The 23,604-nt window shown below is 63.9% G+C and carries 27 protein-coding genes; 15 read left to right on the top strand and 12 right to left on the bottom strand.

Features of this window, described 5'->3' with window-relative positions; genetic code table 11:
• Positions 1–41: 41 nt before the first annotated feature.
• On the bottom strand, positions 42–596 hold the full coding sequence (locus J2X92_RS05090; RefSeq protein WP_307573949.1) for a peroxiredoxin: 555 nt from the start codon (positions 594–596) through the stop codon (positions 42–44).
• Positions 597–747: 151 nt separating this feature from the next.
• Between J2X92_RS05090 and J2X92_RS05085 the strand changes: the two genes are divergently transcribed.
• From J2X92_RS05085 to J2X92_RS05050, 8 genes are all read left to right on the top strand, one after another.
• Positions 748–2,322, top strand: coding sequence for a phospholipase D family protein (locus tag J2X92_RS05085; protein WP_307573947.1), 1,575 nt, complete (start codon positions 748–750; stop codon positions 2,320–2,322).
• A 9-nt stretch (positions 2,323–2,331) separates the two neighbouring features.
• Positions 2,332–3,120, top strand: a complete 789-nt coding sequence (locus tag J2X92_RS05080; RefSeq protein WP_307573945.1) for a sterol desaturase family protein — start codon at positions 2,332–2,334, stop codon at positions 3,118–3,120.
• On the top strand, positions 3,104–4,054 hold the full coding sequence (locus tag J2X92_RS05075) for a fatty acid desaturase (protein ID WP_307573943.1): 951 nt from the start codon (positions 3,104–3,106) through the stop codon (positions 4,052–4,054). The genes J2X92_RS05080 and J2X92_RS05075 overlap by 17 nt, the downstream gene beginning before the upstream one ends.
• A gap of 3 nt (positions 4,055–4,057) precedes the next feature.
• Entirely contained in the window at positions 4,058–6,028 is a 1,971-nt protein-coding gene (locus J2X92_RS05070; RefSeq protein WP_307573942.1) for a beta-ketoacyl-ACP synthase III, read from the top strand.
• Positions 6,012–6,911: a DUF6999 family protein gene (locus J2X92_RS05065; protein ID WP_307573941.1), complete on the top strand. Its 900-nt coding sequence runs from the start codon at positions 6,012–6,014 to the stop codon at positions 6,909–6,911. Before J2X92_RS05070 ends, J2X92_RS05065 begins: the two co-directional genes overlap by 17 nt.
• Before the next feature lie 17 nt (positions 6,912–6,928).
• Positions 6,929–7,297, top strand: a complete 369-nt coding sequence (locus tag J2X92_RS05060; protein WP_307573939.1) for a hypothetical protein — start codon at positions 6,929–6,931, stop codon at positions 7,295–7,297.
• Positions 7,284–7,514, top strand: coding sequence for a hypothetical protein (locus J2X92_RS05055; RefSeq protein ID WP_055800144.1), 231 nt, complete (start codon positions 7,284–7,286; stop codon positions 7,512–7,514). Before J2X92_RS05060 ends, J2X92_RS05055 begins: the two co-directional genes overlap by 14 nt.
• Positions 7,515–7,732: 218 nt before the next feature.
• Entirely contained in the window at positions 7,733–8,314 is a 582-nt protein-coding gene (locus J2X92_RS05050) for a hypothetical protein (protein WP_307573938.1), read from the top strand.
• Here the strand turns inward: J2X92_RS05050 and J2X92_RS05045 are convergent.
• Positions 8,308–9,153 (bottom strand): metal-dependent hydrolase, encoded by an 846-nt coding sequence (locus J2X92_RS05045; RefSeq protein ID WP_307573936.1) that lies wholly within the window; start codon positions 9,151–9,153, stop codon positions 8,308–8,310. The genes J2X92_RS05050 and J2X92_RS05045 overlap by 7 nt on opposite strands.
• 108 nt (positions 9,154–9,261) lie before the next feature.
• On the opposite strand from J2X92_RS05045, the gene J2X92_RS05040 reads away from it, so the two are divergent.
• Positions 9,262–9,897: a TetR/AcrR family transcriptional regulator gene (locus J2X92_RS05040; protein WP_307573934.1), complete on the top strand. Its 636-nt coding sequence runs from the start codon at positions 9,262–9,264 to the stop codon at positions 9,895–9,897.
• Positions 9,898–9,939: 42 nt separating this feature from the next.
• Here J2X92_RS05040 and J2X92_RS05035 read toward each other — a convergent pair whose 3' ends face one another.
• Positions 9,940–10,308 carry a nuclear transport factor 2 family protein gene (locus J2X92_RS05035; RefSeq protein ID WP_307573932.1) on the bottom strand — a complete coding sequence of 123 codons (369 nt, stop codon included), beginning with the start codon at positions 10,306–10,308 and terminating at the stop codon, positions 9,940–9,942.
• Between the two features lie 13 nt (positions 10,309–10,321).
• The gene (locus J2X92_RS05030; protein ID WP_307573931.1) at positions 10,322–12,520 is read right to left on the bottom strand and encodes a sodium-translocating pyrophosphatase; all 2,199 of its coding nucleotides are present in this window, start codon (positions 12,518–12,520) and stop codon (positions 10,322–10,324) included.
• Positions 12,521–12,773: 253 nt separating this feature from the next.
• On the opposite strand from J2X92_RS05030, the gene ppa reads away from it, so the two are divergent.
• Positions 12,774–13,301, top strand: a complete 528-nt coding sequence (gene ppa / locus J2X92_RS05025) for an inorganic diphosphatase (RefSeq protein ID WP_093019105.1) — start codon at positions 12,774–12,776, stop codon at positions 13,299–13,301.
• A 68-nt stretch (positions 13,302–13,369) separates the two neighbouring features.
• Here ppa and J2X92_RS05020 read toward each other — a convergent pair whose 3' ends face one another.
• Together J2X92_RS05020 and J2X92_RS05015 are read right to left on the bottom strand one after the other, a co-directional pair.
• Entirely contained in the window at positions 13,370–14,551 is a 1,182-nt protein-coding gene (locus tag J2X92_RS05020; RefSeq protein WP_307573929.1) for a GNAT family N-acetyltransferase, read from the bottom strand.
• Positions 14,548–14,718 (bottom strand): hypothetical protein, encoded by a 171-nt coding sequence (locus J2X92_RS05015; protein WP_307573928.1) that lies wholly within the window; start codon positions 14,716–14,718, stop codon positions 14,548–14,550. The genes J2X92_RS05020 and J2X92_RS05015 overlap by 4 nt, the downstream gene beginning before the upstream one ends.
• 151 nt (positions 14,719–14,869) lie before the next feature.
• Here J2X92_RS05015 and J2X92_RS05010 point away from each other — a divergent pair, with 151 nt between their 5' ends.
• Entirely contained in the window at positions 14,870–15,208 is a 339-nt protein-coding gene (locus J2X92_RS05010; protein ID WP_055800053.1) for a P-II family nitrogen regulator, read from the top strand.
• A 42-nt stretch (positions 15,209–15,250) separates the two neighbouring features.
• Here the strand turns inward: J2X92_RS05010 and J2X92_RS05005 are convergent, their stop codons facing one another.
• The 6 genes from J2X92_RS05005 to J2X92_RS04980 are packed head-to-tail and all read right to left on the bottom strand — an operon-like array spanning position 15,251 to position 18,743.
• On the bottom strand, positions 15,251–15,841 hold the full coding sequence (locus J2X92_RS05005; protein ID WP_307573926.1) for an LOG family protein: 591 nt from the start codon (positions 15,839–15,841) through the stop codon (positions 15,251–15,253).
• A 31-nt stretch (positions 15,842–15,872) separates the two neighbouring features.
• Positions 15,873–16,280, bottom strand: coding sequence for a diacylglycerol kinase (locus J2X92_RS05000; RefSeq protein ID WP_055800059.1), 408 nt, complete (start codon positions 16,278–16,280; stop codon positions 15,873–15,875).
• The gene (locus J2X92_RS04995) at positions 16,277–16,843 is read right to left on the bottom strand and encodes an RDD family protein (protein ID WP_307573924.1); all 567 of its coding nucleotides are present in this window, start codon (positions 16,841–16,843) and stop codon (positions 16,277–16,279) included. The genes J2X92_RS05000 and J2X92_RS04995 overlap by 4 nt, the downstream gene beginning before the upstream one ends.
• Before the next feature lie 14 nt (positions 16,844–16,857).
• Positions 16,858–17,736 (bottom strand): DUF3106 domain-containing protein, encoded by an 879-nt coding sequence (locus J2X92_RS04990; protein WP_307573922.1) that lies wholly within the window; start codon positions 17,734–17,736, stop codon positions 16,858–16,860.
• Between the two features lie 15 nt (positions 17,737–17,751).
• Positions 17,752–18,180, bottom strand: a complete 429-nt coding sequence (locus J2X92_RS04985) for a DUF3619 family protein (protein WP_307573920.1) — start codon at positions 18,178–18,180, stop codon at positions 17,752–17,754.
• Positions 18,177–18,743 carry an RNA polymerase sigma factor gene (locus J2X92_RS04980; RefSeq protein WP_055800071.1) on the bottom strand — a complete coding sequence of 189 codons (567 nt, stop codon included), beginning with the start codon at positions 18,741–18,743 and terminating at the stop codon, positions 18,177–18,179. The genes J2X92_RS04985 and J2X92_RS04980 overlap by 4 nt, the downstream gene beginning before the upstream one ends.
• 281 nt (positions 18,744–19,024) lie before the next feature.
• Here J2X92_RS04980 and J2X92_RS04975 point away from each other — a divergent pair, with 281 nt between their 5' ends.
• The 4 genes from J2X92_RS04975 (at position 19,025) to pssA (ending at position 23,474) form a co-directional block, all read left to right on the top strand.
• Positions 19,025–20,809, top strand: coding sequence for an acetolactate synthase 3 catalytic subunit (locus J2X92_RS04975; RefSeq protein ID WP_307573917.1), 1,785 nt, complete (start codon positions 19,025–19,027; stop codon positions 20,807–20,809).
• Positions 20,810–20,913: 104 nt separating this feature from the next.
• Complete coding sequence (gene ilvN / locus J2X92_RS04970) at positions 20,914–21,405, top strand: acetolactate synthase small subunit (protein ID WP_055800077.1); 492 nt, start codon at positions 20,914–20,916, stop codon at positions 21,403–21,405.
• Positions 21,406–21,452: 47 nt separating this feature from the next.
• Complete coding sequence (gene ilvC / locus J2X92_RS04965; protein ID WP_307573914.1) at positions 21,453–22,469, top strand: ketol-acid reductoisomerase; 1,017 nt, start codon at positions 21,453–21,455, stop codon at positions 22,467–22,469.
• A 180-nt stretch (positions 22,470–22,649) separates the two neighbouring features.
• Positions 22,650–23,474 (top strand): CDP-diacylglycerol--serine O-phosphatidyltransferase, encoded by an 825-nt coding sequence (gene pssA / locus J2X92_RS04960; RefSeq protein WP_021007106.1) that lies wholly within the window; start codon positions 22,650–22,652, stop codon positions 23,472–23,474.
• The last annotated feature ends 130 nt before the right edge of the window (positions 23,475–23,604 follow it).

Below are 23,604 nucleotides of genomic sequence, written 5' to 3'. Positions count from 1 at the left end.
GGGATTTTGCGCGAAGCGGTCAAACCCGCCCGCGCACACGGCTACCTGGGCGGCCGCGGCCGCGGCAGCGCCCGCAGCGCATTCAGCATGCGCTCCACGTGCTTGTCCGGATTCAGGTTCTGGTAGTAGTACGCCACCTTGCCGTCCGGCGAGATCACGTACGAGAGACGGTTGGCGAAGTCCGGCCGGGTCTGCATCAGGGCGTCGAACCCGTTGATCACCGACTTCGATTCGTCCGAGGCCACGGGAAAGCGGTTTTGGCAGGACTTGACCGAAAACTTGGAGAGGGTGTCGATGTCGTCGGCCGACACGCCGATCACTGTGGCGCCCAGCGCGGCGAATTGGTCGACGGCTTCGGCGAAGGCGTGAGCTTCTATCGAGCAGTCGCTGGAGTCGGCCGCTGGAAAGAAGTACAACACCACCGGCCCCTTGGCCAGAGCATCGGCCAGCGAGTAGCGGAAGGTCTTGCCGGCGAGGGCGGCATTGGCGGTGAACTTGGGTACCGGGTCGCCGATGTCGAGGGCGGCCCAGGCGGGCAGCGCCATCCCGGCGGCGACCAGCACCGCTGCGATGCGTGAGAGGATCGGTCTTGCCATGGCGTAACTCCGGACGGGGATGGGACGAATTCTAGGACGGGGAGCCAGTTTTTTTGGACTGCAGCCCGGCTGAAACCGAAACCGACATGGACTGGCGGGCGTACCCATGACAGGGAGCCAAAAAACAATTAGGTCTGCGAGATCGATCATCATGAATGCCTGGACTCGACTTTTGCGAATTTGCCTTGCCGGCGCCATGCTCGCAGCGCTGACGGCCTGCGGCTCGCTACCCCCAGCGCGCGAGCGGGCGGCGGTGCATGCGGCGGCGGTCGATCCGACCACCACGCTGGCCAAGATCGCGGCGGACTCGACGCCGCCGGGTGAGCACTCTGGCTTCCGGCTGATGCCGCTCGGCGTGTATTCGCTGGATGCGCGAGTGCAGCTTGCGCAGCGTGCCCAGCGGTCGCTGGTGGTGCAGTACTACCAGTTCGAGAACGACGCCACGGGACGTCTCTTGATGCGGGCGCTGCGCGAGGCGGGCGCGCGCGGGGTGAAGGTGCGTCTGCTCGTGGACGACCTTTACACGGTCAAGAGCCAGCAGCTGCTGCTGGCGCTATCTCAGACCCCCAATGTGGAGGTTCGGCTGTTCAACCCCTTCTGCTGCGGGCGCAACGGATTCTTGTCGCGCTTCGCGGCGTCGCCGCACGAGATCGGGCGGCTGAACCACCGCATGCACAACAAGCTTTTCGTCGCCGACGGAGTGATGGCGGTGGTTGGCGGGCGCAACATTGCCGACGAATACTTCGTGCTCAGCGAAGCGCAGAACTTCATCGACATGGATGCGCTGGTGGTGGGCAAGGTGCTGCCGCAACTCGAGTCGATCTTCGATGCTTACTGGAACAGCGAGCAGGTCTGGCCCGTGACCGACATCGTCCGGGGCGAGGGCGGCCGGATGCCAACAGCGGCAGACTTCGATTCCTGGATCGGCATGGCGGCGGCGCCGCCGAAGATCGTGCTTCCGCCTTCCGACGTCCTGGGTTACGGGCCCATTGCCGAGGAGCTCGACGGCGGCCGCATGGGACTCTTGTGGGGCGAGGCCCATGCCATTGCCGATCCGCCCACCAAGCCGACCACCATGACGGCCGACGAGGCCATTGCCACCAGCGTGACGATGAAGGTCTGGACGCTGCTGATGGACGCCAAGTTCGAGGTCGACCTGACCTCTCCCTATCTGGTGCCCGGCGAGCGCGGCATGGCAGCGTTCGAAGATCTGGCGAAGCGAAAGGTCAAGCTCACTTTGCTGACCAATTCGCTGGCTGCCAACGACGAGCCGCTGGTGCACACTGGTTACGCGCGTTACCGCGAGCGGCTGCTCAGGAGTGGCGCCGACCTGTACGAGCTGAGCCCGCAGCGCACCACCGCGGGAGAGCGCTTCGGCATGTTCGGTAAGTCGCTGGGACGGCTGCACTCCAAGACCGCCGCCATCGACAAGACGCGCATCTTCGTAGGTTCGATGAACCTCGATCCGCGCTCGGCGAGCCAGAACACCGAGATGGGCGTGGTGGTCGACAGCCCGCAATTGGCGCGCGAAATGCTGCGCGTCATCAACATCAGCAAGCTGCAGAACTCCTACCGCCTGCGCCTCGCCAAGGACACCGGCGTGCTGCAATGGCTCACGAACGATGGCGAAAAAGAAGTCATCCTGACGTCGGAGCCTGAATCGAGCTTTTTTCAACGGCTCCACAACCTGATCCTTGCGCCCCTGGTTCCCGAAATGCTGCTGTAGCCTCGGGGGATGGCGCAAACCTTTACTTCGTTGTCGGCACTCCAGGTGATGTTGTGGGGGTTGGTGTTTTTCGGCGGCATCTATCTAGGGTTCGGCGCTCTCAATTGGCTGCTGACCCATCGCGTGCTGCCGGCGCTCGGCGTCGGACGCGTGCTCGACCCGCGGCCGCTGCAGCCCGGGCAGGTACGCCGAGAATTGGCGCAGTCGGGGGTGTCGGTGCTCGTATTCGGGCTGGGCATGGTGTTTCCCTGGGGCCTGCTTCAATTGGGGTGGGCGCGGCTCGACGCCGACGCGGGCTGGCGCCAGATCGTGGCTGAAGTCCTGGTTCTCGCGATCTGGAACGACGTTCATTTCTGGCTCAACCATCGCCTGCTGCACACGCGCTGGCTGCGGCGCTTTCACGGGCCGCATCACCGCTCGGTCGTGACCACGCCCTGGGCAACGTACAGCTTTCATCCGATCGAAGCGGCAATGCTCGGCAACGTGATCCTGCTGCCCATGCTGCTGCACGATTTCAGCTTCTGGTCGCTCGCCTCGGTGCCGCTGTTCAGCCTGTTTTTCAACAGCGTCGGGCACTCGAACTACGACTTCTTTCCCCGGGTCTCTTACAGCCACTGGTTTGCCGCCAGCCGCCGCCACCATTTGCACCATGCCTGCCACGGCGGCAACTACGGATTCCAGTTCACTTTCATGGACCGGCTGTTCGGCACGCGCATTGCCGCCGATGCGGCGGAGCCGCAGTTCCAGGCATTTCGCTCGAAGCAGCAACGCCAGCAACAGCATGGCACGCCGGCCTGAGGGGCCCCGCTGGCTGGCACGGCTGCGCCATTGGCGCGACTGGCAGAGCCTTGCGTATCTGGCAGCGCTTCCGGCATTGGCGGCATGGCAATGGACGCATGGCTTCTCCGTGCTGCTCTATGGGCCGATGCTGTTCCTCACGCTTGGCGTGGGCGTGATCCACCACAACCACGTGCACCTACGCATGTGGCGGGGGCGGCGCATGAACCGCCTCACCGACTTCTGGATCACGCTGCTGCAGGGGCATCCGACCTTTGTTTTCTGGCCCGCGCACGTGGCCAATCACCATCGCCACCGGCACGGTCCGCGGGACGTGGCGCGCACCTATCGCTTCGGTGGCGACACCAATCATTTGCGAGGCTACCTGCTGCATCCGTTCCAGGCCGTGTGGGTGCTCATGCCGGTGTTCTTCGGTTGGCTGGGGCGGCTTCGCAGGTACCGGCCGGGCCCGTGGCGCTACTGCATGGCGCAGTACGCGCTGTGGCTCGGCAGCTGGAGCGCGCTGCTGCTGCTCGACTGGCGCAAGGCCATCCTGCTCGTGATCTTGCCGCAGTTGCACGGGCTGCATTGGCTGCTGGCCACCAACTATCTGCAGCACGCGCATGCCGACGGACGCCGGCCCGTGGCGGATGCGGAGGCGCCGCGCGATACCGCAGGTACCCGCCTGAACTACGCGCGCAATTTCGAGGGGCTGGTGAACCCGTTGCTGTTCAACATCGGTCTGCACACCGCACACCACGAGAACCCGCATGTCCATTGGTCCGAGCTCACGCAATTGCACCGCACGCTCTATCGCGCTCGGGTCGATCCCGCGCTCAACGAGCAAGGGCTGGTGGCCTACATGGTTCGCGTGTTCGTGCTGGGAGCGCTGTGGCCGCGTTTTTGCAGCCGCTCGCTGATGCCACCTGTGCCTCCCGAGTCTTCAACCCACTGAACCATGCCTGTTCCATTTCAACGCGTCTATATCGAGAGCACCGGCTATTTCATGCCCGGCGAGCCCATTCCCAACGAGCGCATGGATGCCTACATCGCGCCGCTCAACCGCATGTCGGAGCGCATCAAGCGGCGCATCCTGGCCGAGAACGGCATCCTCACGCGGCACTATGCGATCGACGAAGAGGGCGTGACGCGCCATACCAATGCGCAACTGGCCGCAGGTGCGATTCGCGATTGCCTGCAGCGCGGCGGGGCCGAGCTGTCGCGCGTGTCGTTGCTGGCCAGCGGATCTTCGGGCGGCGACACATTGATGCCGGGCTTTGCCAACATGATCCAGGGCGAGCTGGCGGCGCCGCCAATGGAAACGCTGTCGGTGCACGGCATCTGCGCCGCGGGCGTGTCGGCCATCCAGTCGGCTGCGCAGGGCATCGAACTGGGCGCGCACCGCACCGCGCTCGCGGTGGCCAGCGAAATGCCGTCGCGTCTTTTCAAGCGCTCGCGCTTCGCGGCGCGCGGCTACGAAACCGACTTCGATTCGCACTTTCTTCGCTGGATGCTTTCCGACGGCGCGGGCGCACTGCTGCTGTCCGACGGCGTGCCCGCGCTGGCCGGCAACCCCGGGCTGCGCCTGAGGCTGAAATGGGTGCACCAGCGCGCGTTCTCGGGCGACTACCCCGTGTGCATGCAGTTAGGGCTGACCGAAGACCGCGCCCGCGGCCATCTCGACTTCGGCTCCTGGGCCGAGGCGGAAGCGGCCGGTGCCCTGTCGCTGCGGCAGGACATTCGCCTGCTGCCGCACCTGTTCGACATCGGCATCCATGAATACGCGACGCTGGTGCGAGACGGATGGGTCGATCCGAAGCGGGTCGACCATTTCCTGTGCCACTACTCGTCGGAAAAGTTCATTCCGGTGGTCGAAGACCTGATGACGAAGGCCGACCTCGCCATTCCGCGCGAGCGGTGGTGGAGCAATCTGGCCTGGCGCGGCAACACCGGTGCGGCGTCGATCCTGATCATGCTGTCAGAGTTCTTGCACACCAAGGCGCTGACGCCTGGTGAGCAGATCTTCTGCTACGTACCGGAATCGGGGCGCTTCATGGCGGCTTACATGCTGCTGGAGGTCGAGGCGTCCGATGCGCCTGCCCGGGCGGTGGCCGTATCTCACAAGACGGCCGAGGCAGCGCCCGACGAAGAGATTGCAATTGCACCGCCGCACGATCCAGCCGCCGCGCCCGAAGGCCTGGGCGCACTGCTGACCGAGCTGGCCGGCATCTGGCACGACTACCGCTCGCGCGTCTGGCGCACGCCGCTGATCCGCCAGATCCGCGAGCGCCGCTTTGCAGCGCCCGACTACCTGAACTGGATGGAGCAGTGGGTTCCGCAGGTGCGCGAAGGCAGCCGCTGGATGCGCGAAGGCGCCGCTTCGCTGACCGGTCCGTACAAGACTCTCGCCGCGCTGATCGACGTGCATGCGGGCGAGGAGCAGGACGACTTCAACATCCTCTTCAGCGACTACAGGAAAGCGGGCGGCACCGTGGCGCGGATCGACGACCTGCGCCGCAACCCCGGCGGGGAGGCGCTCAATGCCTACCTGCACGGGCTGGCGGCTACGCGCGACCCCATCGGCCTGCTGGGTGCCATCTACATCATCGAAGGCACGGGCCAGCGCATCGTGCCCGCGCTGCTGCCGCTCATCAAGGCCGGCCTGAGGCTGCCGCCCGATGCATTCCGCTTTCTCGAGTACCACGGCCACAACGACGAGAACCACCTGAACCGCTGGCTCGCCGCTGTCGAGATGGTGATGGCGGTGGAGGCCGGCAAAGGCGGCCAGGACGGCCAGGACGGCCAGGACGCCACCGGACGGAGGAGGGCGGCCCGCCAGATCATCGATACCGCGCGCCATACGGCTGCGCTGTACCTGATGCAGTTTCAGCACATCACGGAGCGGATGCCACATGAGCCGAATGCCTGATTTCCTTGCGCAGGGGCACGACGAGCGCGATCCCAGTCCCTGGCTCGCGCTCTATCTCGACCAGAGCACACCGCTGCCGGACGAGGTCAAGGCGGCATGGCTCGCCGATTCCAGTTCGGGTTCACGCCAGTACCTGCTGCCGTTCCTGCGGCCGGTGGCGCGGCTGACGATCGTCCTGATCCAGGTGGTGAAGGTGTTCGTGCCGCGCAACTGGTCGCATTCGAAGCTGCTGCACCGGCTGCTGGCCTGGGGGCTGAAACGCTTTGTGTCGCCGGAGGCCAACTGGCTGATCCTGCGGCACTTTCACCTGGGGTCGCAGGTGCTGGGCTTCATCGGGCGCAATTCGCCCGCGCCGGTGAGCACCTCCCCGCTGGAGCCGGCCGACATCGATGCGCTCAAGGACGATATGTTCCTGAAGCACGACCTGAACCTCTTCAACTTCGTGATCCGCTTGAATCAGGCTCTGCGCGACAAGGGGCTGGTGCTGGGCAAGGCGCCGGCTGTCGACTTCTCGATGATCAAGGACCCTGGGTTGCGGCTATCGGACATGCCGCACGGTCGGCTCAATTTTTTGGACCTGCAGAGCGCCATCGAACTGTTCACGCCGCTGTACCAGCTGATGTTGACGGACAACGACTTCTGGCGCGCAGCCAATTCGCTGCAACTGGATGAAACCATCGGCATCTACGCGGCCACCCTGCTGGGTGCACCGGAGCACCTGATCCTGGTGAACAACAAGCATCCGCTGGTACCGCTGTCGACACTGCGCGCCGGCCACCGGCTGGTGATCCACGGGCTGTCGACAGAAATGCTCCACAGCCTGCTCCAGCGCATGCGGACTGCTCAGGAGACGGCCCCACCGCCGGAGCAGTCACTTGCATAAGCGTATGCTGCCCCCAGATGCAAACCATGAACACGACCGACCATCCGTCTCCCAAGACCGATCTGGCAGTGACCCACGTGCTGGCTCAATTGCTGGAACGGCTCGAGCACAGCGCCGTTCCCGTAAGCGCCGAGCAGTACCGCTCGGTGGTCGAGCATTTGGTGCACGAATTCAGCGACGTCGAACCGGGCGCCGACCTTGGGCGCCTGCTCGATGCTTATCCGGCCGCCGCCCAGGTGTACGAAAATCTCAATTACCAGCATGCTGGCCTGTGCCGCTCGGCGCTCGACGCCGCGCTTGCCGCCGAAGTCAGCGCCAGGAAAGCCATTGAACGCGCAATGCGCATTACCGAACCCAAAAAGGATAAAGCCGATGGCCAAAGCTGAGGTCAAGACTGCCGTTGTGGCCGACGGCCTGCGTTACAAGTCGAAAACACCGGGCTCCCCGTTCCGCGCCTCGGCGTCTTTCAGCGGCGCCACCATGTCCTGTTTCATGTGCGGCAAGCACCGGGTGCGCTCGCAACTGCGTACCCGCCAGGTGCTCGGCAAGTCCCAGACGGTGTGCGCGCCTTCGTGCAAGGCACTGGACGAATCGCTCGAATAAGTCGGAATTATTTCCGCTTGGGCCGTGCGTCGCATTTGCGACATGGCCGTGCACGCGTTGCAGATTTTCTTTCCAAAATGGTTGGAATCGATATACAGTTAGAAACAAATGATGCATCTAATTGCATAATTAAAAAGTTCTAAGTTGTGGTCGACGACAAATGATTTTGTACACAGGCAAAGACGTCCAGCGCCGGGCGATCTGCGGAAGGACTTGCAATGAGTAAGCCGCGTCATGTCGTGATGCAGGTGGTCAAGCGCTCCTCGGGCAGCGCGACGCACCATGTCGAATTCCTCATGGACGACAACTTTGCCGAGCGCTTGCGCCAGCTGCGTTCGCTGGTTCCGCCCCTTGGCAGTCTCAACAGACAGCGCGACCTTGTGATCGACAAGGTGCGCGTGCGGCTACCGAATGCCATCTGGCGCACCGGAAGCCAAGTCGACCATGGCGTGGAGGGCTCCTGCATCGTCATTGCGTCGGAGGGCTTTTTCAATTGCGGCGGAAAAGACCGCAATACGCGCGAAAAGCTCGTGACCTACAACTTCTCGATTTCGCGCCTCGTCGAACTTCATGCTGAGCGGGCAGAAGGCGAAACCCTCTACATCCGCGATGGCAACTTCGCGAACGACGAACCCGCCGACTCGCCCGCGGGCCTGTGGGTTGCCTCGTTGACCGAGGAGGAGACGGTGATGCGCGTTCCGGACGCTCCGTCTGACTTCGACACTCTGCACGAACTCACCCTGCGTCCCGAGCAGCGCGCAGGCTCGGGCGCATCCACGCAGCGAGCCACGTTCTACTGAAGCGCGGTTGCCGCCTCGGGCGCAGCGCCCACCGAGGTGAACTGCGCGCGGTTGTCTTCGAGCCAGAGCACTGAAAGGCTGCTGTCCTGCTGCGCCGGATGGAAGTCCGCGCGGAAATAGCTGCGCCACGCACTCCAGTTGCCACGAAGGAGGCCGCCCCGGCTCAGCAGAATTCTTGCGGCGCTTTTCCAGGTCGCCCATTGCCACAACTGCCCTTCGTGGCGCAGGTTGGCGACTGTTTGTCGCATCAGATCGCCCAGAAACATGAGCGTCACGCTCCGAAACCATCGTGTGCGCCACGGGTGCGAACCTCCCGCTGCCTTGTAGAGGTCGAAGGCGACAGCCTTGTGCTCCAGCTCTTCGGCGCTGTGCCAGAGCCACATGGTCCGTAGCCGTGGTTCGGCACCATCGAGCACTCCAGGGTGGGCCAGCAGCCACTCGCCAAACATGGCCGTGAAATGCTCCGTGGCCGCAGTAATTGCCAATGCGTGGCGGGGGTCGGTACCTTCCAGGAGCTGCATCCGCTTGGCGGCTCGTGGCGACCACCGGTCCGTCAAGCCTTGGCTCTCGAGGTGCTCGTTGAAAAGCGAATGGATGCGGCGATGCGTCGCCTCCTGGCCGATGAAGCCGCGCACGTCGGCTCGGTATTGTTCCTGCGCTTCGGGCGGCAGCGTGGCCGTGACGTCGCGCACGGCATCGATGAAGAACTGTTCGCCGAAGGGAAAGCTCATCGACAACGCATTGAAGAAGGCGGTCGAGAATGCGTCGCCCCCGCACCAGTTGCGGCCGAACGGTGTCTGCAAGTCGATCAAGAGGCGGCGTACGACAAGGTCGGTCATGAAAAGCGGTCCTCGAAATCAGCTGGTACACATTCGTACCGCTGCGTCGAATGGTGCGCACAACCGCTGGTACCGTCAAGTACCAAGACGTAGGAAAATGTCGTCCACATGAGCGCAGCTACTGAAGCCCTGGCCCGGCCCACCCTTTCCGGGGAAATGGCCCATGAGCACTATTCGCGACTGCTGGAAGGCATGGCACGTGCCGTGGCGGCCAAAGGCTACGCCGACACGACCATTGCCGACATCGTGCGAGAGGCAGGGGTATCGCGCCGCACCTTTTATGAGCATTTCACGACCAAGGCCGAATGCTTGGTATCACTCTACGAAGCTGCGAGCAAGCTGGCGTTGCGGGCGGTGGCCGAGGCCTTCGACTCCGCGCAACCTTGGCATCAGCAGGTGGAGCGGGCCATGACGGCGTACCTCGACTATCTTGCACAGGATCCGGTGCTGCTGCGCACGCTGTTCGTCGAGATCCTGGGCCTTGGAATGCCGGGGCTTGCCGCTCGGCGCCGGGTGAACGGCGAAATCGCCAGCTTCATCCAGGCGGCCATCAACAACACCACAAGTGGTGATGCACAGGGACCTGCTGCGCACCTGACGAGTGAAATGGCCATGACCGTGGTGGGCGGCGTCAACGAACTGGTGCTCCAGGCTATCGAACAGGACCGCGTCGGCGATCTGCGGCAGTTGGTCTCGCCAGCCACGCGCCTGGTGCGCGCGGTGGCGGCTGAAAGCCTCAGATAGTGTGCTTGCTGGGGCGGAGCAGGTTTCGGGTCCAGTTGCCGGTCAAGCCGGTTTGTTTTGCGCGGGGTCGTAGAAAAACTCTTCCTCCGCGATGCGGTCGCCCGCCCAGCGCTGCCACGCGAGTTCTTCCATGCGCATGGCCTTGCCGCCCTTGAAGCGGAAATCGAAAACCCAGCGGATCACCACGTGATCGCCGTTCACGAACGCGGGGCGCACGCAAGTGGAGACGACGGATTCGGTACGGTCGAGCACCGCCTGTTCGTGAGCAACCAGCGTGCCGCGGCCGCGCCGGGGCTCGGCCTGGTTCTCCCGCATGGTCGCGTCCTCGGTGTAGTAGTTCTCGATGGCCTTGGCATGCGCGCCGCTTTCGACGGCGGCGATGAAGGCCTCGAGTCGTTCCGCAGTTGGCATCAGGTCGTGCCTTTCACTTCACGGCACCTGACGCCACGGCCGCCGCCGGCGCAGCAGGTGCAAGTGCCGCAGGTGCTGCCGATGCAGCTGGGGCGGTTGCGGCCGGAGGCGTCTCGATCTTGTGCGGTACGGCCGCGCCTGCGTCGCCGGCATGGAACTTGACCACCAGCGGCACGATCAGCAGCGCCACGATGTTGATGATCTTGATGAGCGGATTGACCGCGGGGCCGGCCGTGTCCTTGTAAGGGTCGCCTACGGTATCGCCGGTGACGGCCGCCTTGTGCGCCTCAGAACCCTTGCCGCCATGGTGCCCGTCCTCGATGAACTTCTTTGCGTTGTCCCAGGCGCCGCCGCCCGTGCACATCGAGATGGCGACGAACAGCCCGGTGACGATGGTGCCCATCAGCAGGCCGCCCAAGGCCTTCGGCCCGAGCACGAGGCCGACGACGATCGGCACCACCACCGGAAGCAGTGAGGGAATCATCATTTCCTTGATGGCGGCGCCGGTGAGCATGCCGACGGCCTTGCCGTACTCGGGCTTGCCTGTTCCTTCCATGATGCCGGGGATCTCGCGAAACTGCCTGCGCACCTCTTCGACCACGGCGCCGGCCGCGCGGCCCACGGCTTCCATGGCCATGGCGCCGAACAGGTAGGGAATCAACCCGCCGATGAAGAGGCCGACGATCACCATCGGATCGCTCAGGTTGAAGCTGATGTTCAGCCCGAAGCTCTCCAGCTTGTGGGTGTAGTCGGCAAAGAGCACCAGCGAAGCCAGGCCTGCGGAGCCAATGGCGTAGCCCTTGGTCACGGCCTTGGTGGTGTTGCCGACTGCATCGAGAGGGTCGGTGATGTCGCGCACGCTGGCCGGCATTTCGCTCATTTCGGCGATGCCGCCTGCGTTGTCGGTGATGGGGCCGTAGGCGTCCAGCGCCACCACGATGCCCGCCATGCTGAGCATGGCCGTCGCGGCCACAGCGATGCCGAACAGCCCCGCGAGCATGTACGAGGCCATGATCGCGATGCAGACGAAGATCACCGGCCACGCCGTCGAGCGCATCGAGACCCCGAGGCCCGCGATGATGTTGGTGCCGTGGCCTGTGGTGGAGGCCTGCGCGATGTGCTGCACCGGCTTGTACTGGGTGCCTGTGTAGTACTCGGTGATCCACACCAGCGCGGCCGTGAGCGCCAGGCCCACGAAGCAGGCGCCGAACAGCTTCAGCTGGCTGCCGCTCGGGGCGATGGCGTTGTCGGGAATGAGCCAGCGCGTGACGAACCAGAACGCGATGAGCGACAGGATGCCCGCCACCGCCAGGCCCTTGTAGAGCGCCGGCATCACGTTGACCATGCCCGGCGAGGCCTTGACGAAGAAGCAGCCGATGATCGAGGCAATGATCGATACGCCGCCCAATGCCAGCGGGTAGAGCACCGCATTGACAGGCGCCGATGTGACCATCAACGCACCCAGCACCATGGTGGCGATGAGCGTGACCGCGTAGGTCTCGAACAGGTCGGCTGCCATGCCGGCGCAATCGCCTACGTTGTCGCCCACGTTGTCCGCAATCACGGCGGGGTTGCGCGGATCGTCTTCGGGAATGCCCGCTTCAACCTTGCCCACCAGGTCGGCGCCCACGTCGGCGCCCTTGGTGAAGATGCCGCCTCCCAGCCGCGCGAAGATCGAGATCAGCGAGGAGCCGAAGGCAAAGCCGATCAGCGGATTGAGGATGTTCGAAAGGCTCCGGTCCGGCGTGAGATTGCCGTTGCCCGCCAGGAACCAGTAGAAGACCGAGACGCCCAGGAGCCCGAGGCCGACCACCAGCATGCCGGTGATGGCACCTCCGCGAAACGCGACGTCGAGCGCCGGCCCAATGCCTTGCGTGGCCGCCTGCGCAGTGCGCACGTTGGCCCGCACCGACACGTTCATGCCGATGAACCCGCAGGCGCCCGAGAGCACCGCGCCCACCACGAAGCCGACGGCCGTGGTCACGTCGAGAAAGATGGCAATGAGGATGGCCAACACCACGCCCACCACCGCGATGGTGGTGTACTGCTTGGCAAGGTAGGCCGATGCGCCGGCTTGGATGGCCGCCGCGATCTCCTGCATGCGCGCATTGCCGGGGTCCTTGGCGAGAATCCAACTTCGTGCCCAGAAACCGTAGCCGACGGCCACGAGGCCGCAGACGATGGCGAGTATCAGGGGGGTGTTGCCGATCATGCTTTGCTTCTCCATTCGTTCGTTGTGACTTGTGGAGACGGACAGCATGGGTCCTGCGCGCAACGCGTACGGGACCCAGGTTTTCCGTCGCGTTGCTTCCTCGAAGCTCGCTGCACAAAGTGCGGAGCCGATTGGCCAACGGTTGCAATTTACAGGCAAAAACGTGTGCGTGTGCGACCCTGCCGTGACACGGAAAGTAAACTCCGGGTTTGTCCCCATCTCTCCTCATACTTTTCAACTACCCGAAAACGTCATGTCCTTCGACAAAGTCTCCCCCGGCAAGAACATCCCCGACGCCTTCAATGTCGTGATCGAAATCCCGATGAACGCCGACCCGATCAAGTACGAAGTCGACAAGGAATCGGGCGCGATCTTCGTGGACCGCTTCATGACGACGGCGATGTACTACCCGGCCAACTACGGCTACGTGCCGCAGACGCTGTCGGGCGACGGCGACCCGGTCGACGTGCTGGTGATCGCGCCTTATCCGCTGCTGCCCGGGGTCGTGGTGCCTTGCCGCCCGCTCGGCATTCTGATGATGGAAGACGAAGCCGGCGTGGACGGCAAGGTGCTGGCCGTGCCCACCGACAAGGTGCTGCCGATCTACAGCCACTGGAAGTCGGTCGACGACGTGAACCCGATGCGCCTGAAGGCCATCAGCCACTTCTTCGAGCACTACAAGGACCTGGAAGCCGGCAAGTGGGTCAAGGTGCTCGGCTGGGAAGGCATCGACGCGGCCAAGAAGGAAGTGATCGACGGCATTGCTGCCTACAAGAAGTAAGAAAAGCTTCAGTCCGCAAGGCGCGCCGCAGCCGCGGCGCCTTGCAATGGCGGTCGCCCGACTGCCTTTCAACCAGCCTTGAAGGGGCTGCGTTCGCCCAGGTGGTCCATGTAGTTCTCGATGCCTTCGCCCTCACCCTCGAGAAAGCGCTCGACCGCGTTGGCGAACGCGGGGTGCGCGAGCCAATGGGCGCTGGTGGTCTTCACTGGCATCAATGCGCGCGCCATCTTGTGCTCGCCCTGCGCGCCTCCCTCGAATCGCCTGGCGCCGTGTGCAATGCACCAGGCCAGTGGCTGGTAGTAGCACGCCTCGAAATGCAGGCAGTCGACGCGCTCGAGCGCACCCCAGTAGCGGCCATAGGCCACCAGCGCGTCGTCCGCGTGCGTTGACAGCGCAATCAGGCTCGCGGCAATCGGCTTGCCCGCACGCTCTGCGACGAAAAGCAGCCAGGCCTCGGGCATGGTGTCGGCCATGCGCCGGAAGAAGTCGCGTGAAAGGTAGGGCGGATTGCCATGCTCGCGATAGGTGCGTGCATAGCAGCGGTAAAAAAAATCCCAATCCGAAGGGGCGATGTCGGCCCCGCGAGACCAGCGAAAAGTCACGCCGGCCTCGGCCACCTTGCGGCGCTCCTGGCGGATCTTCTTGCGCTTGTCGTGGGACAGGCTGGCAAGGAAGGATTCGAAGTCTCTGTAGCCGGTTGTTCCGTCCGGCGCTTCCGGCGCGGCGTTCGTCCAGTGAAACTGCACCGTGTTGCGCAGCATCAGGCCCGCTTCGGTGCAGGCAGCGATGTCGGCCTCGGCGCCAAACAGCAAATGGAGCGACGAAAGTTCTTCCTTCTTGCACCAGGCTACCAATGCTTGCACCAGCAGCGTGCGAGCCTGCGCGTTGCGTGCCAGCAGCCGCGCGCCGGGCACTGGTGTGAACGGCACCGCCACCACCGCCTTGGGATAGTAGGCCAGCCAATGCTGCTCGTAGGCATTGGCCCAGGCCCAGTCGAAGACGTATTCACCGTACGAGTGGGTCTTGATGTACGCCGGGCAGGCGGCCTGCAGTTCGTCGCCGCGCCACAGGGTGATGAACTGCGGGGTCCATCCGCTCTCGGGCGTGGCGCTGCCGCTCTCGTGCAGCGCCGCGAGGTATTCGTAGCGCATGAAAGGCGACGGCTCCACTTCGGCCGAAAGCAGCCCGTTCCACGCTTTCGGGCTCAGGTCCGACAGCGACGCTGCCACCCGAATGACATAATCGTTCAAGCCTTGTTCTTCCTTCCGTAGTGACGCTCAGGTGCGCCGTCGCGCGATTCGATTTTGTGGTGGGCGAGTTCGCCGGCGCATTCACCGAAGGCTGTGATGATGCCGTGAAAGCCGGCATGCCGAACGGCCTCCTGGCACGCTACATGCAGGACGATGCGGGCATCCACAAGGTCGAGTGGGTGTGCGGCTCAACAAGATCAATGAATACGAACGGCGCCAGGCGCCAGTGGGTATCCGGGTGACACATCGAAGCTTCGGCAAGGATTGGCGTTACCCTATCACCAGAAAATTCAATGAAACCGCCGGAGCGCAAAAACCATGAAGCAGATCACCGCCATCGTCAAACCCTTCAAGCTCGAGGACGTGCGCGAAGCCTTGGCCGAAGTCGGCGTTACCGGCCTCACCGTCACCGAAGTGAAAGGCTTTGGCCGCCAGAAAGGCCACACGGAGCTCTATCGCGGTGCCGAGTACGTGGTCGACTTCCTGCCGAAGATGAAGGTCGAAGTGGTCGTCAACGAGGACGACGTGGAGCGCTGCATCGAAGCCATCGTCAATTCGGCGCGCACCGGCAAGATCGGCGACGGAAAGATCTTCGTCACCAGCGTGGACCGCATCGTGCGCATCCGCACCGGCGAAGAGAACGAAAACGCCGTCTGACGGCTCGCCGCCAATCGTCGCGCGGATGGACTGACTGCCGGACTAGAGGTTTTCGGCCAGTTTGTCGCCGCGGGGATGGAGCGGTACTTCGGCGCGCAGCGCGCTGAGCAGTTCGGTGGCGTCGGTGCCGCTGCGGATCAGTTCCATCTGCCATTCGCCCATGAAGCCTTCGCGCACGCTGTGCGCAAGAAAGCCCAGCAGGCCGTCGTAGTAGCCGGCGGTATTCAAAATGCCGGTTGGCTTGTCGTGGTAGCCGAGCTGGCGCCAGGTCCAGATCTCGAACAATTCCTCGAAGGTGCCGATGCCGCCGGGCAGCGCGATGAAGGCGTCGGCGCGCTCGCCCATCATGGCCTTGCGCTCGTGCATGGTGCCGACCACGTGGAGTTCGTCGCACAGCGGGTTGGCCAGTTCGCGGTCGACCAGTGCCTTGGGGATGATGCCGACGACGCGGCCGCCGGCGTTGCGAGTGGCCTCGGCCACAGTGCCCATCAGCCCGGTGCGTCCGCCACCGTAGACCAGTTGGCCGCGGTGCGCGCCGATCCACTGGCCGACCGCTTCCGCGGCCTTGGAAAACTCAAGCCGTTCGCCGGGGCGCGAGCCGCAATACACACAGATCGAAAATTCAGGATTCATGCCGCCATCATGCCTCGTGCGGCCGGCATCCTCATGACGCGAAGCGCTGCCACAAAGCCGCCAGCCAGATGCCGCCACACAGGGCGAGCGATAGCAATACGGCGGCGCTGCCCATGTCCTTGGCACGCTTGGAGAGGTCGTGCCATTCGGGCCCGATGCGGTCGATGGCTGCTTCGACCGCCGTGTTGAGCAACTCGACGATCATCACCAGGATGGCACTCCCGGCGAGCAGAGCCACCTCGACCCAGCCGCGGCCGAGCCAGAACGACGCTGGAATCATCACGATGGCCATCACCGCTTCTTGGCGGAAGGCCGGCTCGCTCCACCCCGCGCGAAGTCCGTGCAGCGAAATCAGCGTGGCATGCCACACGCGGTCCAGGCCCTTGCGGGTTTTCTGCGGGTTGACGGCGGGATCAGGAAGCTTGGGCAAGGCACTCATTGGCGGCTCATGGGCTTGGAGGTGATGAGCCGCGTGCCGGCCCAGGCGTCATGCCAGAACTGGCGCTCGGGGTGAAAGCGCGCCAGCAATGCCCAGACGGCGACCCATCCGAAGATCAGCACCGCCGATTCTCCTCCCGACAGCTTGAAAGGTGCGATGGCCGCCAAGGGCGGCAGGAACCAGATCCAGCTCAGCAGGTAGCGCACCAGGGCGCGGCGCTGGGTGAGGGGGCGCCCGTGCAGGTCGACGATGCGGATGTTCCAGGTCTTCATGGCCAGCGTCTGTCCGCGGGTCCAGAACCAGACGAAGTAGACGCCGAAAACCACGAAGAGAAACGCCTGCAGCAGGTGCCGGCGGGAGTCCATGGCGTCGCGCATCTGGCCGAGCGTGCTGAACAGCCAGCCCGCCATAAACACCACGGCAAACAGCAGCATGCCTTCATACAACCAACAAGCCATGCGGCGCCACAGGCCGGGCACTATTGAACGAGGAGCGCTGCTTGGAGATTCTGCGGACGATGAAGTGGGATCCGATTCCGAGCTCTCGGACGCATTTGAAACCATCGAAACCTTGGGAATCAGGGGGGCGTAGGCTGCTCGGCAGTCCGGCCTGAAGAATTGGAAGACGTCGGACCGGGGCCAGGCGGTGGCACCAGCACTTGGGCCTCGGCCGGGGGAACCGGCTGCGACGCCACGCCGGACGAGCCGGACGGGGCGGGCGCGGTCACGAGGGCTGGAACGCGCTCCGGCGGCGACGCCACCATGACGGCGGCCGCAGGCGACGTGGCCGGCATGGCCGAGAGTGTGGGCGGTGGGGCCAGCATGATGCGCGGCGTGTGCTGCCCCGCGGGCGTGACGGCGGGCACCGTCACGAGCTTCTGGGCGGGAACGGGACGCACCGGAATGGCCGCGCCGCGCGGCTTGGCTGGGGCGCGCTCCGCGAGCCGGCGCTTTTCTTCCTCGCTCAATGCCTGGTACTGCTCCCACTTGGCCTTGCGCTCGTCGGCAGGCACGCGCTTGACCTCGGCAAAGTTGAGGCGGGCCTGTGCGCGCTGCTGGTTGCTGAGGGCCGCCCATTCGATCATGCGGCTGTGCAGGGTTGTTCGGTCATCGGCCGACATGTTCGCGTAGTTGCGTGACAGTGCCAGCCATTTGCGCTTCTGGCCCGCGTTCAGGGTGTGCCAATGCGACGCGAGCGGGTGCAGCGCCTGCTGCTGCTCGGCCGTAAGTTCGCTCCAGTACGGTCTGGTTGCCTTTGGCGCGGAGGGGCTCGAGGCGGCCACTGGTGTAGCCTGGGCGGTCTCGGCCGGCTTGACTGACGGGGATTGGGGCTGGGCGCTGGCCAGCGTCAGGCCGAACGCCGCAACAGCGAGCGCGAACGCCCAAATGACTGCGCCCGACGTTTGCGGGCGCAGCGGCTGGGACGCGTCGGTGCGGGAAACGGAAGTGCGTCGCATGCGTTCGGCGGGATTTCAGTCGGAGGCGCCGTCAGCCTTGACCTTGAGGAACTGCGCGAACCCCGGATCGGTGTACGCGGCGGGCGGGAGGTCGTCCGTCAGCAGGGCCGAGTCGACTTCGGCCAGTTCGCTGGCGCGGTCTTCGTCCTGCATCACGCTGATGGTGATGAGGCCCGCGACCAGTGCGATCAGAGGGACCACCGAGCCAATGCGTGTCCACCAGCCGCCACCCATGGTGGCCACATGACCCGATTGCATGATGACCGAGGCCGCTCGCAACTGAGGAGCCTGCTTGCGCATGGCAACCGCCTGCGCCCGCGCCACGCGCAGCCGTTCGCCGATGTCATGCGGCAGCTCTTGGGTGCCGGCCGAAAGCCGCGCAGCCACTCGCTGGCCGAATTGATCTTCGACGGCGAAAGAAGAGGTTGAAACCTTAGTGTTCATAGCGAAATTCCCTTGGCTTTGAGCGCCTTGCTCAGGGCGTGCACGGCCCGCGAACAATGGGTTTTGACGCTGCCTTCGGAGCAGCCCATTGCAGCGGCCGTCTCCGCCACATCCATTTCTTCCCAGTAACGCATCAGGAAAGCCTCGCGTTGACGTCCCGGCAAAGCGGCGATCTGTTCTTCGATCTCGTGGAACACCTGGGCGCGTCGGGTGGTGTCCTCCGCGCTCTCCGTTTCTCTAGAGTCGGTTGGCGAGACGAAGTTCTCCAGCAGGTCGAAATCGCCTTCGTCGCCGGCGGCCTCGAAGTCGCCGAGGTTCGAGAACAGGGCGCGGCGGGTCTTTTGCCGGCGAAACCAGTCGAGCGTGCAATTCGAAAGAATGCGCTGGAACAGCATCGGCAGCTCTTCCGGCGGTTTGTCGCCGTAGTGCTGCGCCAGCTTCATCATGCTGTCCTGCACGATGTCGAGTGCCGCTTCCTCGTCTCGCACGTGGTAGACCGAGCGTTTGAAAGCGCGCCGTTCGACGCTCTTCAGAAAGTCGGAAAGTTCTTGTTCAGTGGCCAAACGAGAGGGGGCACCGTGGCGCCGCGTGGGAATGGGGTGTCTGGGAAACGCTTGTTTTTCTGTCGCGGATTATGCCCCGGGGCCTTTTCGCAAGGGTTTTCGCGTGGCGGGCGCCGCATCAATGTCATAATCCGCGCTGCAAGTCAAAAGGCAAACGGGTCACGGTCCGGCGGAACATCAGTCCGCTCATGGCTTTGGCCTCAAGTCCTGGCGCGGCCCCACAAGGGCTGGCAAGGGGCACCCAAGGTTTTTCGTTCCCGAAAAAACTCCAAAGGTTGATCATGGAAATCTCTAAGGCGGAACTCGCTTCCGCAGCAGCCGCGTCCTCTGGCGCCGGCAACCAAACGCAAGAACTCATGGGCGCTGAAGTGCTGGTCAAGGCACTGCAGGCCGAAGGCGTCCAGTACGTCTGGGGCTATCCTGGCGGCGCGGTTCTGTACATCTACGACGCCTTCTACAAGCAGGACACCATCCAGCATGTGCTGGTGCGCCACGAGCAGGCGGCCGTCCACGCGGCCGACGGCTATGCGCGCGCCACCGGCGACGTCGGCGTGGCGCTGGTCACTTCCGGCCCGGGCCTGACCAATGCGGTCACCGGCATCGCCACGGCGTACATGGACTCGATCCCGATGGTGATCATCTCGGGCCAAGTACCTACGGCGGCCATTGGCCTCGATGCCTTCCAGGAATGCGACACCGTGGGCATCACGCGCCCCATCGTTAAGCACAACTTCCTCGTCAAGGATCCCAAGGATCTGGCCATGACGATGAAAAAGGCCTTCCACATCGCACGCAGCGGCCGTCCCGGCCCGGTGGTGGTGGATGTGCCCAAGGACGTCTCCTTCAAGAAGACGCCGTATTCCGGCTATCCCGACAAGGTCGAGATGCGTTCTTACAACCCAGTGCGCAAGGGCCATGGCGGACAGATCCGCAAGGCGTTGCAGCTGTTGCTGAACGCAAAGCGCCCTTACATCTACACGGGCGGCGGCGTGCTGCTCGGCAACGCCTGCAACGAACTGCGCACGCTGGTCGACATGCTCGGTTACCCGGTCACCAACACGCTGATGGGCCTGGGCGCCTATCCGGCGAGCGACCGCAAGTTCCTGGGCATGCTGGGCATGCACGGCACCATCGAAGCCAACAACGCGATGCAGAACTGCGACGTGCTGCTGGCCGTAGGCGCGCGCTTCGACGACCGGGTGATCGGCAACCCGAAACACTTTGCGATGAACGATCGCAAGATCATCCACGTCGACATCGACCCGTCGAGCATCTCCAAGCGCGTAAAGGTCGACATTCCGATCGTCGGCGACGTGAAGGATGTGCTCACCGAACTGATCTCGATGATCCGCGAGAGCACCACCAAGCCCGATGCCGGCGCTCTCGCCGACTGGTGGAAGACCATCGAGGCCTGGCGTTCGCGCGACTGCCTCAAGTACGACCGCGGCAACAAGGACGTGATCAAGCCGCAGTACGTCGTCGAAACCCTCTGGAACATGACCAAGGACGCCGACGCGTACATCACGTCGGACGTGGGCCAACACCAGATGTGGGCCGCGCAGTACTACCGCTTCGACGAGCCGCGCCGCTGGATCAACTCGGGCGGCCTGGGCACCATGGGCGTGGGCATTCCCTATGCCATGGGCATCAAGCTCGCGAAGCCCGATTCGGAAGTGTTCACCATCACGGGCGAGGGTTCGGTGCAGATGTGCATCCAGGAGCTCTCCACCTGCCTGCAGTACAACACGCCGATCAAGATCTGCTCGCTCAACAACCGCTACCTGGGCATGGTGCGCCAGTGGCAGGAGATCGAATACTCCGGCCGCTACAGCCACAGCTACATGGATGCGCTCCCCAACTTCGTGAAGCTGGCCGAGGCCTATGGCCACGTCGGCATGCTGATCGAGCGTCCCCAGGACGTGGAGCCGGCGCTGCGCGAAGCGCGCAAGCTCAAGGACCGCACGGTGTTCATGGATTTCCGCACCGACCCCACCGAGAACGTGTTCCCGATGGTCAAGGCCGGCATGGGCATCACCGAGATGCTGTTGGGTGCCGAAGATCTCTGATCCGCGGCGCATTCGCTTAACTCTTCACTGACGAATCTATTGCCCGCCAAGCCCGCGCATTACCGTGCACGGGGGAGGGCGGCGAAAAGAGGAGTCACGCAAACATGAAACACATCATTGCAGTGCTGCTGGAAAACGAGCCCGGTGCTCTTTCCCGCGTGGTGGGCCTTTTCTCGGCCCGCGGCTACAACATCGAATCGCTGACCGTCGCGCCGACGGAGGATCCGAGCCTCTCGCGCATGACCATCGTCACCGCCGGCTCGGACGACGTGATCGAACAGATCACCAAGCACCTCAACCGCCTGATCGAAGTGGTCAAGGTCGTCGACCTGACCGAAGGCGCCTACACCGAGCGCGAGCTCATGATGGTGAAGGTGCGCGCGGTCGGCAAGGAGCGCGAAGAAATGATGCGCATGGCCGAGATCTTCCGCGGCCGCATCATCGACGTCACGGACAAGAGCTACACCATCGAACTGACCGGCGACCACGGAAAGAACGACGCGTTTCTCGAGGCCATCGAGCGCAGCGCAATTCTCGAGACAGTGCGCACCGGTGCCAGCGGCATCGGCCGCGGCGAGCGCATTCTGCGCGTCTAGTTTTTTTCAGCAATTACCACCCCCCGAATCAACGAAGGAGCATCGACATGAAGGTTTATTACGACAAGGACGCGGATCTGAGCCTGATCAAGGGCAAGACGGTCGCAATCATCGGTTATGGGTCGCAAGGTCACGCACACGCGCAGAACCTGAACGACAGCGGCGTCAAGGTCGTGGTCGGCCTGCGCAAGGGCGGCGCTTCGTGGGACAAGGTCGGCAAGGCCGGCCTCCAGGTCGCCGAAGTGGCCGACGCAGTCAAGGCCGCTGACGTGGTCATGATCCTGCTGCCCGACGAGCAGATCGCCAACGTCTACAAGAACGACGTGGCCCCGAACATCAAAGAGGGCGCTTCGCTCGTCTTCGCGCACGGCTTCAACGTGCACTACGGCTTCGTGCAGCCGCGCGCCGACCTCGACGTCTGGATGGTCGCTCCCAAGGCCCCGGGCCACACCGTGCGCAGCACCTACACCCAAGGCGGCGGCGTGCCTCACCTCGTGGCCGTGCACCAGGACAAAACCGGCAAGGCGCGTGACCTCGCGCTGAGCTACGCCACCGCCAACGGCGGCGGCAAGGCCGGCATCATCGAGACCAACTTCCGCGAAGAAACCGAAACCGACCTGTTCGGCGAACAAGCGGTTCTGTGCGGCGGTACGGTCGAATTGATCAAGGCCGGTTTCGAAACGCTGGTGGAAGCCGGCTACGCGCCTGAAATGGCCTACTTCGAATGCCTGCACGAGCTCAAGCTGATCGTCGACCTGATCTATGAAGGCGGCATCGCCAACATGAACTACTCGATCTCGAACAACGCCGAATACGGCGAGTACGTCACGGGCCCGCGCATCGTGACCGAAGAGACCAAGAAGGTCATGAAGCAAGTGCTCAAGGACATCCAGACCGGCGAATACGCCAAGAGCTTCGTGCTCGAGAACGCTGCCGGCGCACCGACGCTGATCAGCCGCCGCCGCCTGAACTCGGAGCACCAGATCGAAGTCGTCGGCGAAAAGCTGCGCGCAATGATGCCCTGGATCAAGAAGAACAAGCTGGTCGACCAGACCCGCAACTGATCCACCAGGAAGTGGGCGCCCCGGCGCCCGTTTCACGAGGGCCACCCGCTGGGGTGGCCTTTTTCATGATGGGGGCGAAATCCCCTGAACTACACTGCGAAACCATGCGATTTACAGATCAAGACGCTATCGAGCGGGTAGCCGTTCGTGCAGTGTCCACGAGGGACGGAGGCCAACTCAATGCATGACGACACGGTTCCCGACGAGGTGCCGCCGCGCAAGCGCCGCAAGGGCATCTACATACTACCGAACCTGTTCACGCTCGCTGCGCTGTTCGGCGGCTTCTATTCGGTCGTGATGGCCATGAACGCGCGCTTCGACCTCGCAGCGCTCGGCGTTTTTGCGGCCATGATTCTGGACAGCCTCGACGGCCGCGTCGCCCGCATGACCAACACGCAAAGCGCGTTCGGCGAGCAGATGGATTCGCTGTCCGACATGGTGTCCTTCGGCGCCGCGCCGGCACTCATCGCCTATGAGTGGTCGCTCAAGGGGCTGGGCCGCTGGGGCTGGATCGCGGCCTTCGTCTACTGCGCTTGCGCGGCGCTGCGGCTCGCGCGCTTCAACGTCAACACGGGCGTGGTCGACAAGCGCTGGTTCCAGGGTCTTCCGTCGCCGGCCGCAGCCGCGCTGGTGGCCGGTTTCATCTGGCTCATGACCGAGTGGGGCAAGCGGGGTGGTGAGGTGCTGTATCTCTCGTGGACGCAGATCACCTGGATCACCTTCGCTTTCACGCTCTATGCCGGACTTTCGATGGTCACCAATGCGCCGTTCTACAGCTTCAAGGACGTGCAGATGAAAAAGAGCGTGCCTTTCGTGGTGATCGTACTGATTGCGCTCGGCATCGCGGTCATCAACATCCACCCGCCTACGGTGCTGTTCGGCCTCTTCGTGGCCTACGGCCTGAGCGGCTACGTGGTGTATGCATGGCGCAAGGCCAAGGGGCAGCAGGCGAGCGTGATCAGCACCTCGACCGAGGAGCCGGACGAGCGCGGCTTGCATAACTGAACGCGGCTTGTGCTACATTCGGAACCCTCATGACCAAGATTTCGCTGCTGGCCCTACTAGCCCTCCCTCACGGGCGGAGACGGTAGCGCACGCGCAAATCCCTCACCACGGCCCGTTCGCACCAGCAACG

The sequence above is a fragment of the Variovorax paradoxus genome (assembly GCF_030811855.1).
GTDB classification, from domain to species: domain Bacteria; phylum Pseudomonadota; class Gammaproteobacteria; order Burkholderiales; family Burkholderiaceae_C; genus Variovorax; species Variovorax paradoxus_L.
The sequence above is the reverse complement of the archived record's forward strand: the minus strand, read 5'-3'. Positions and strand labels throughout refer to the sequence as shown.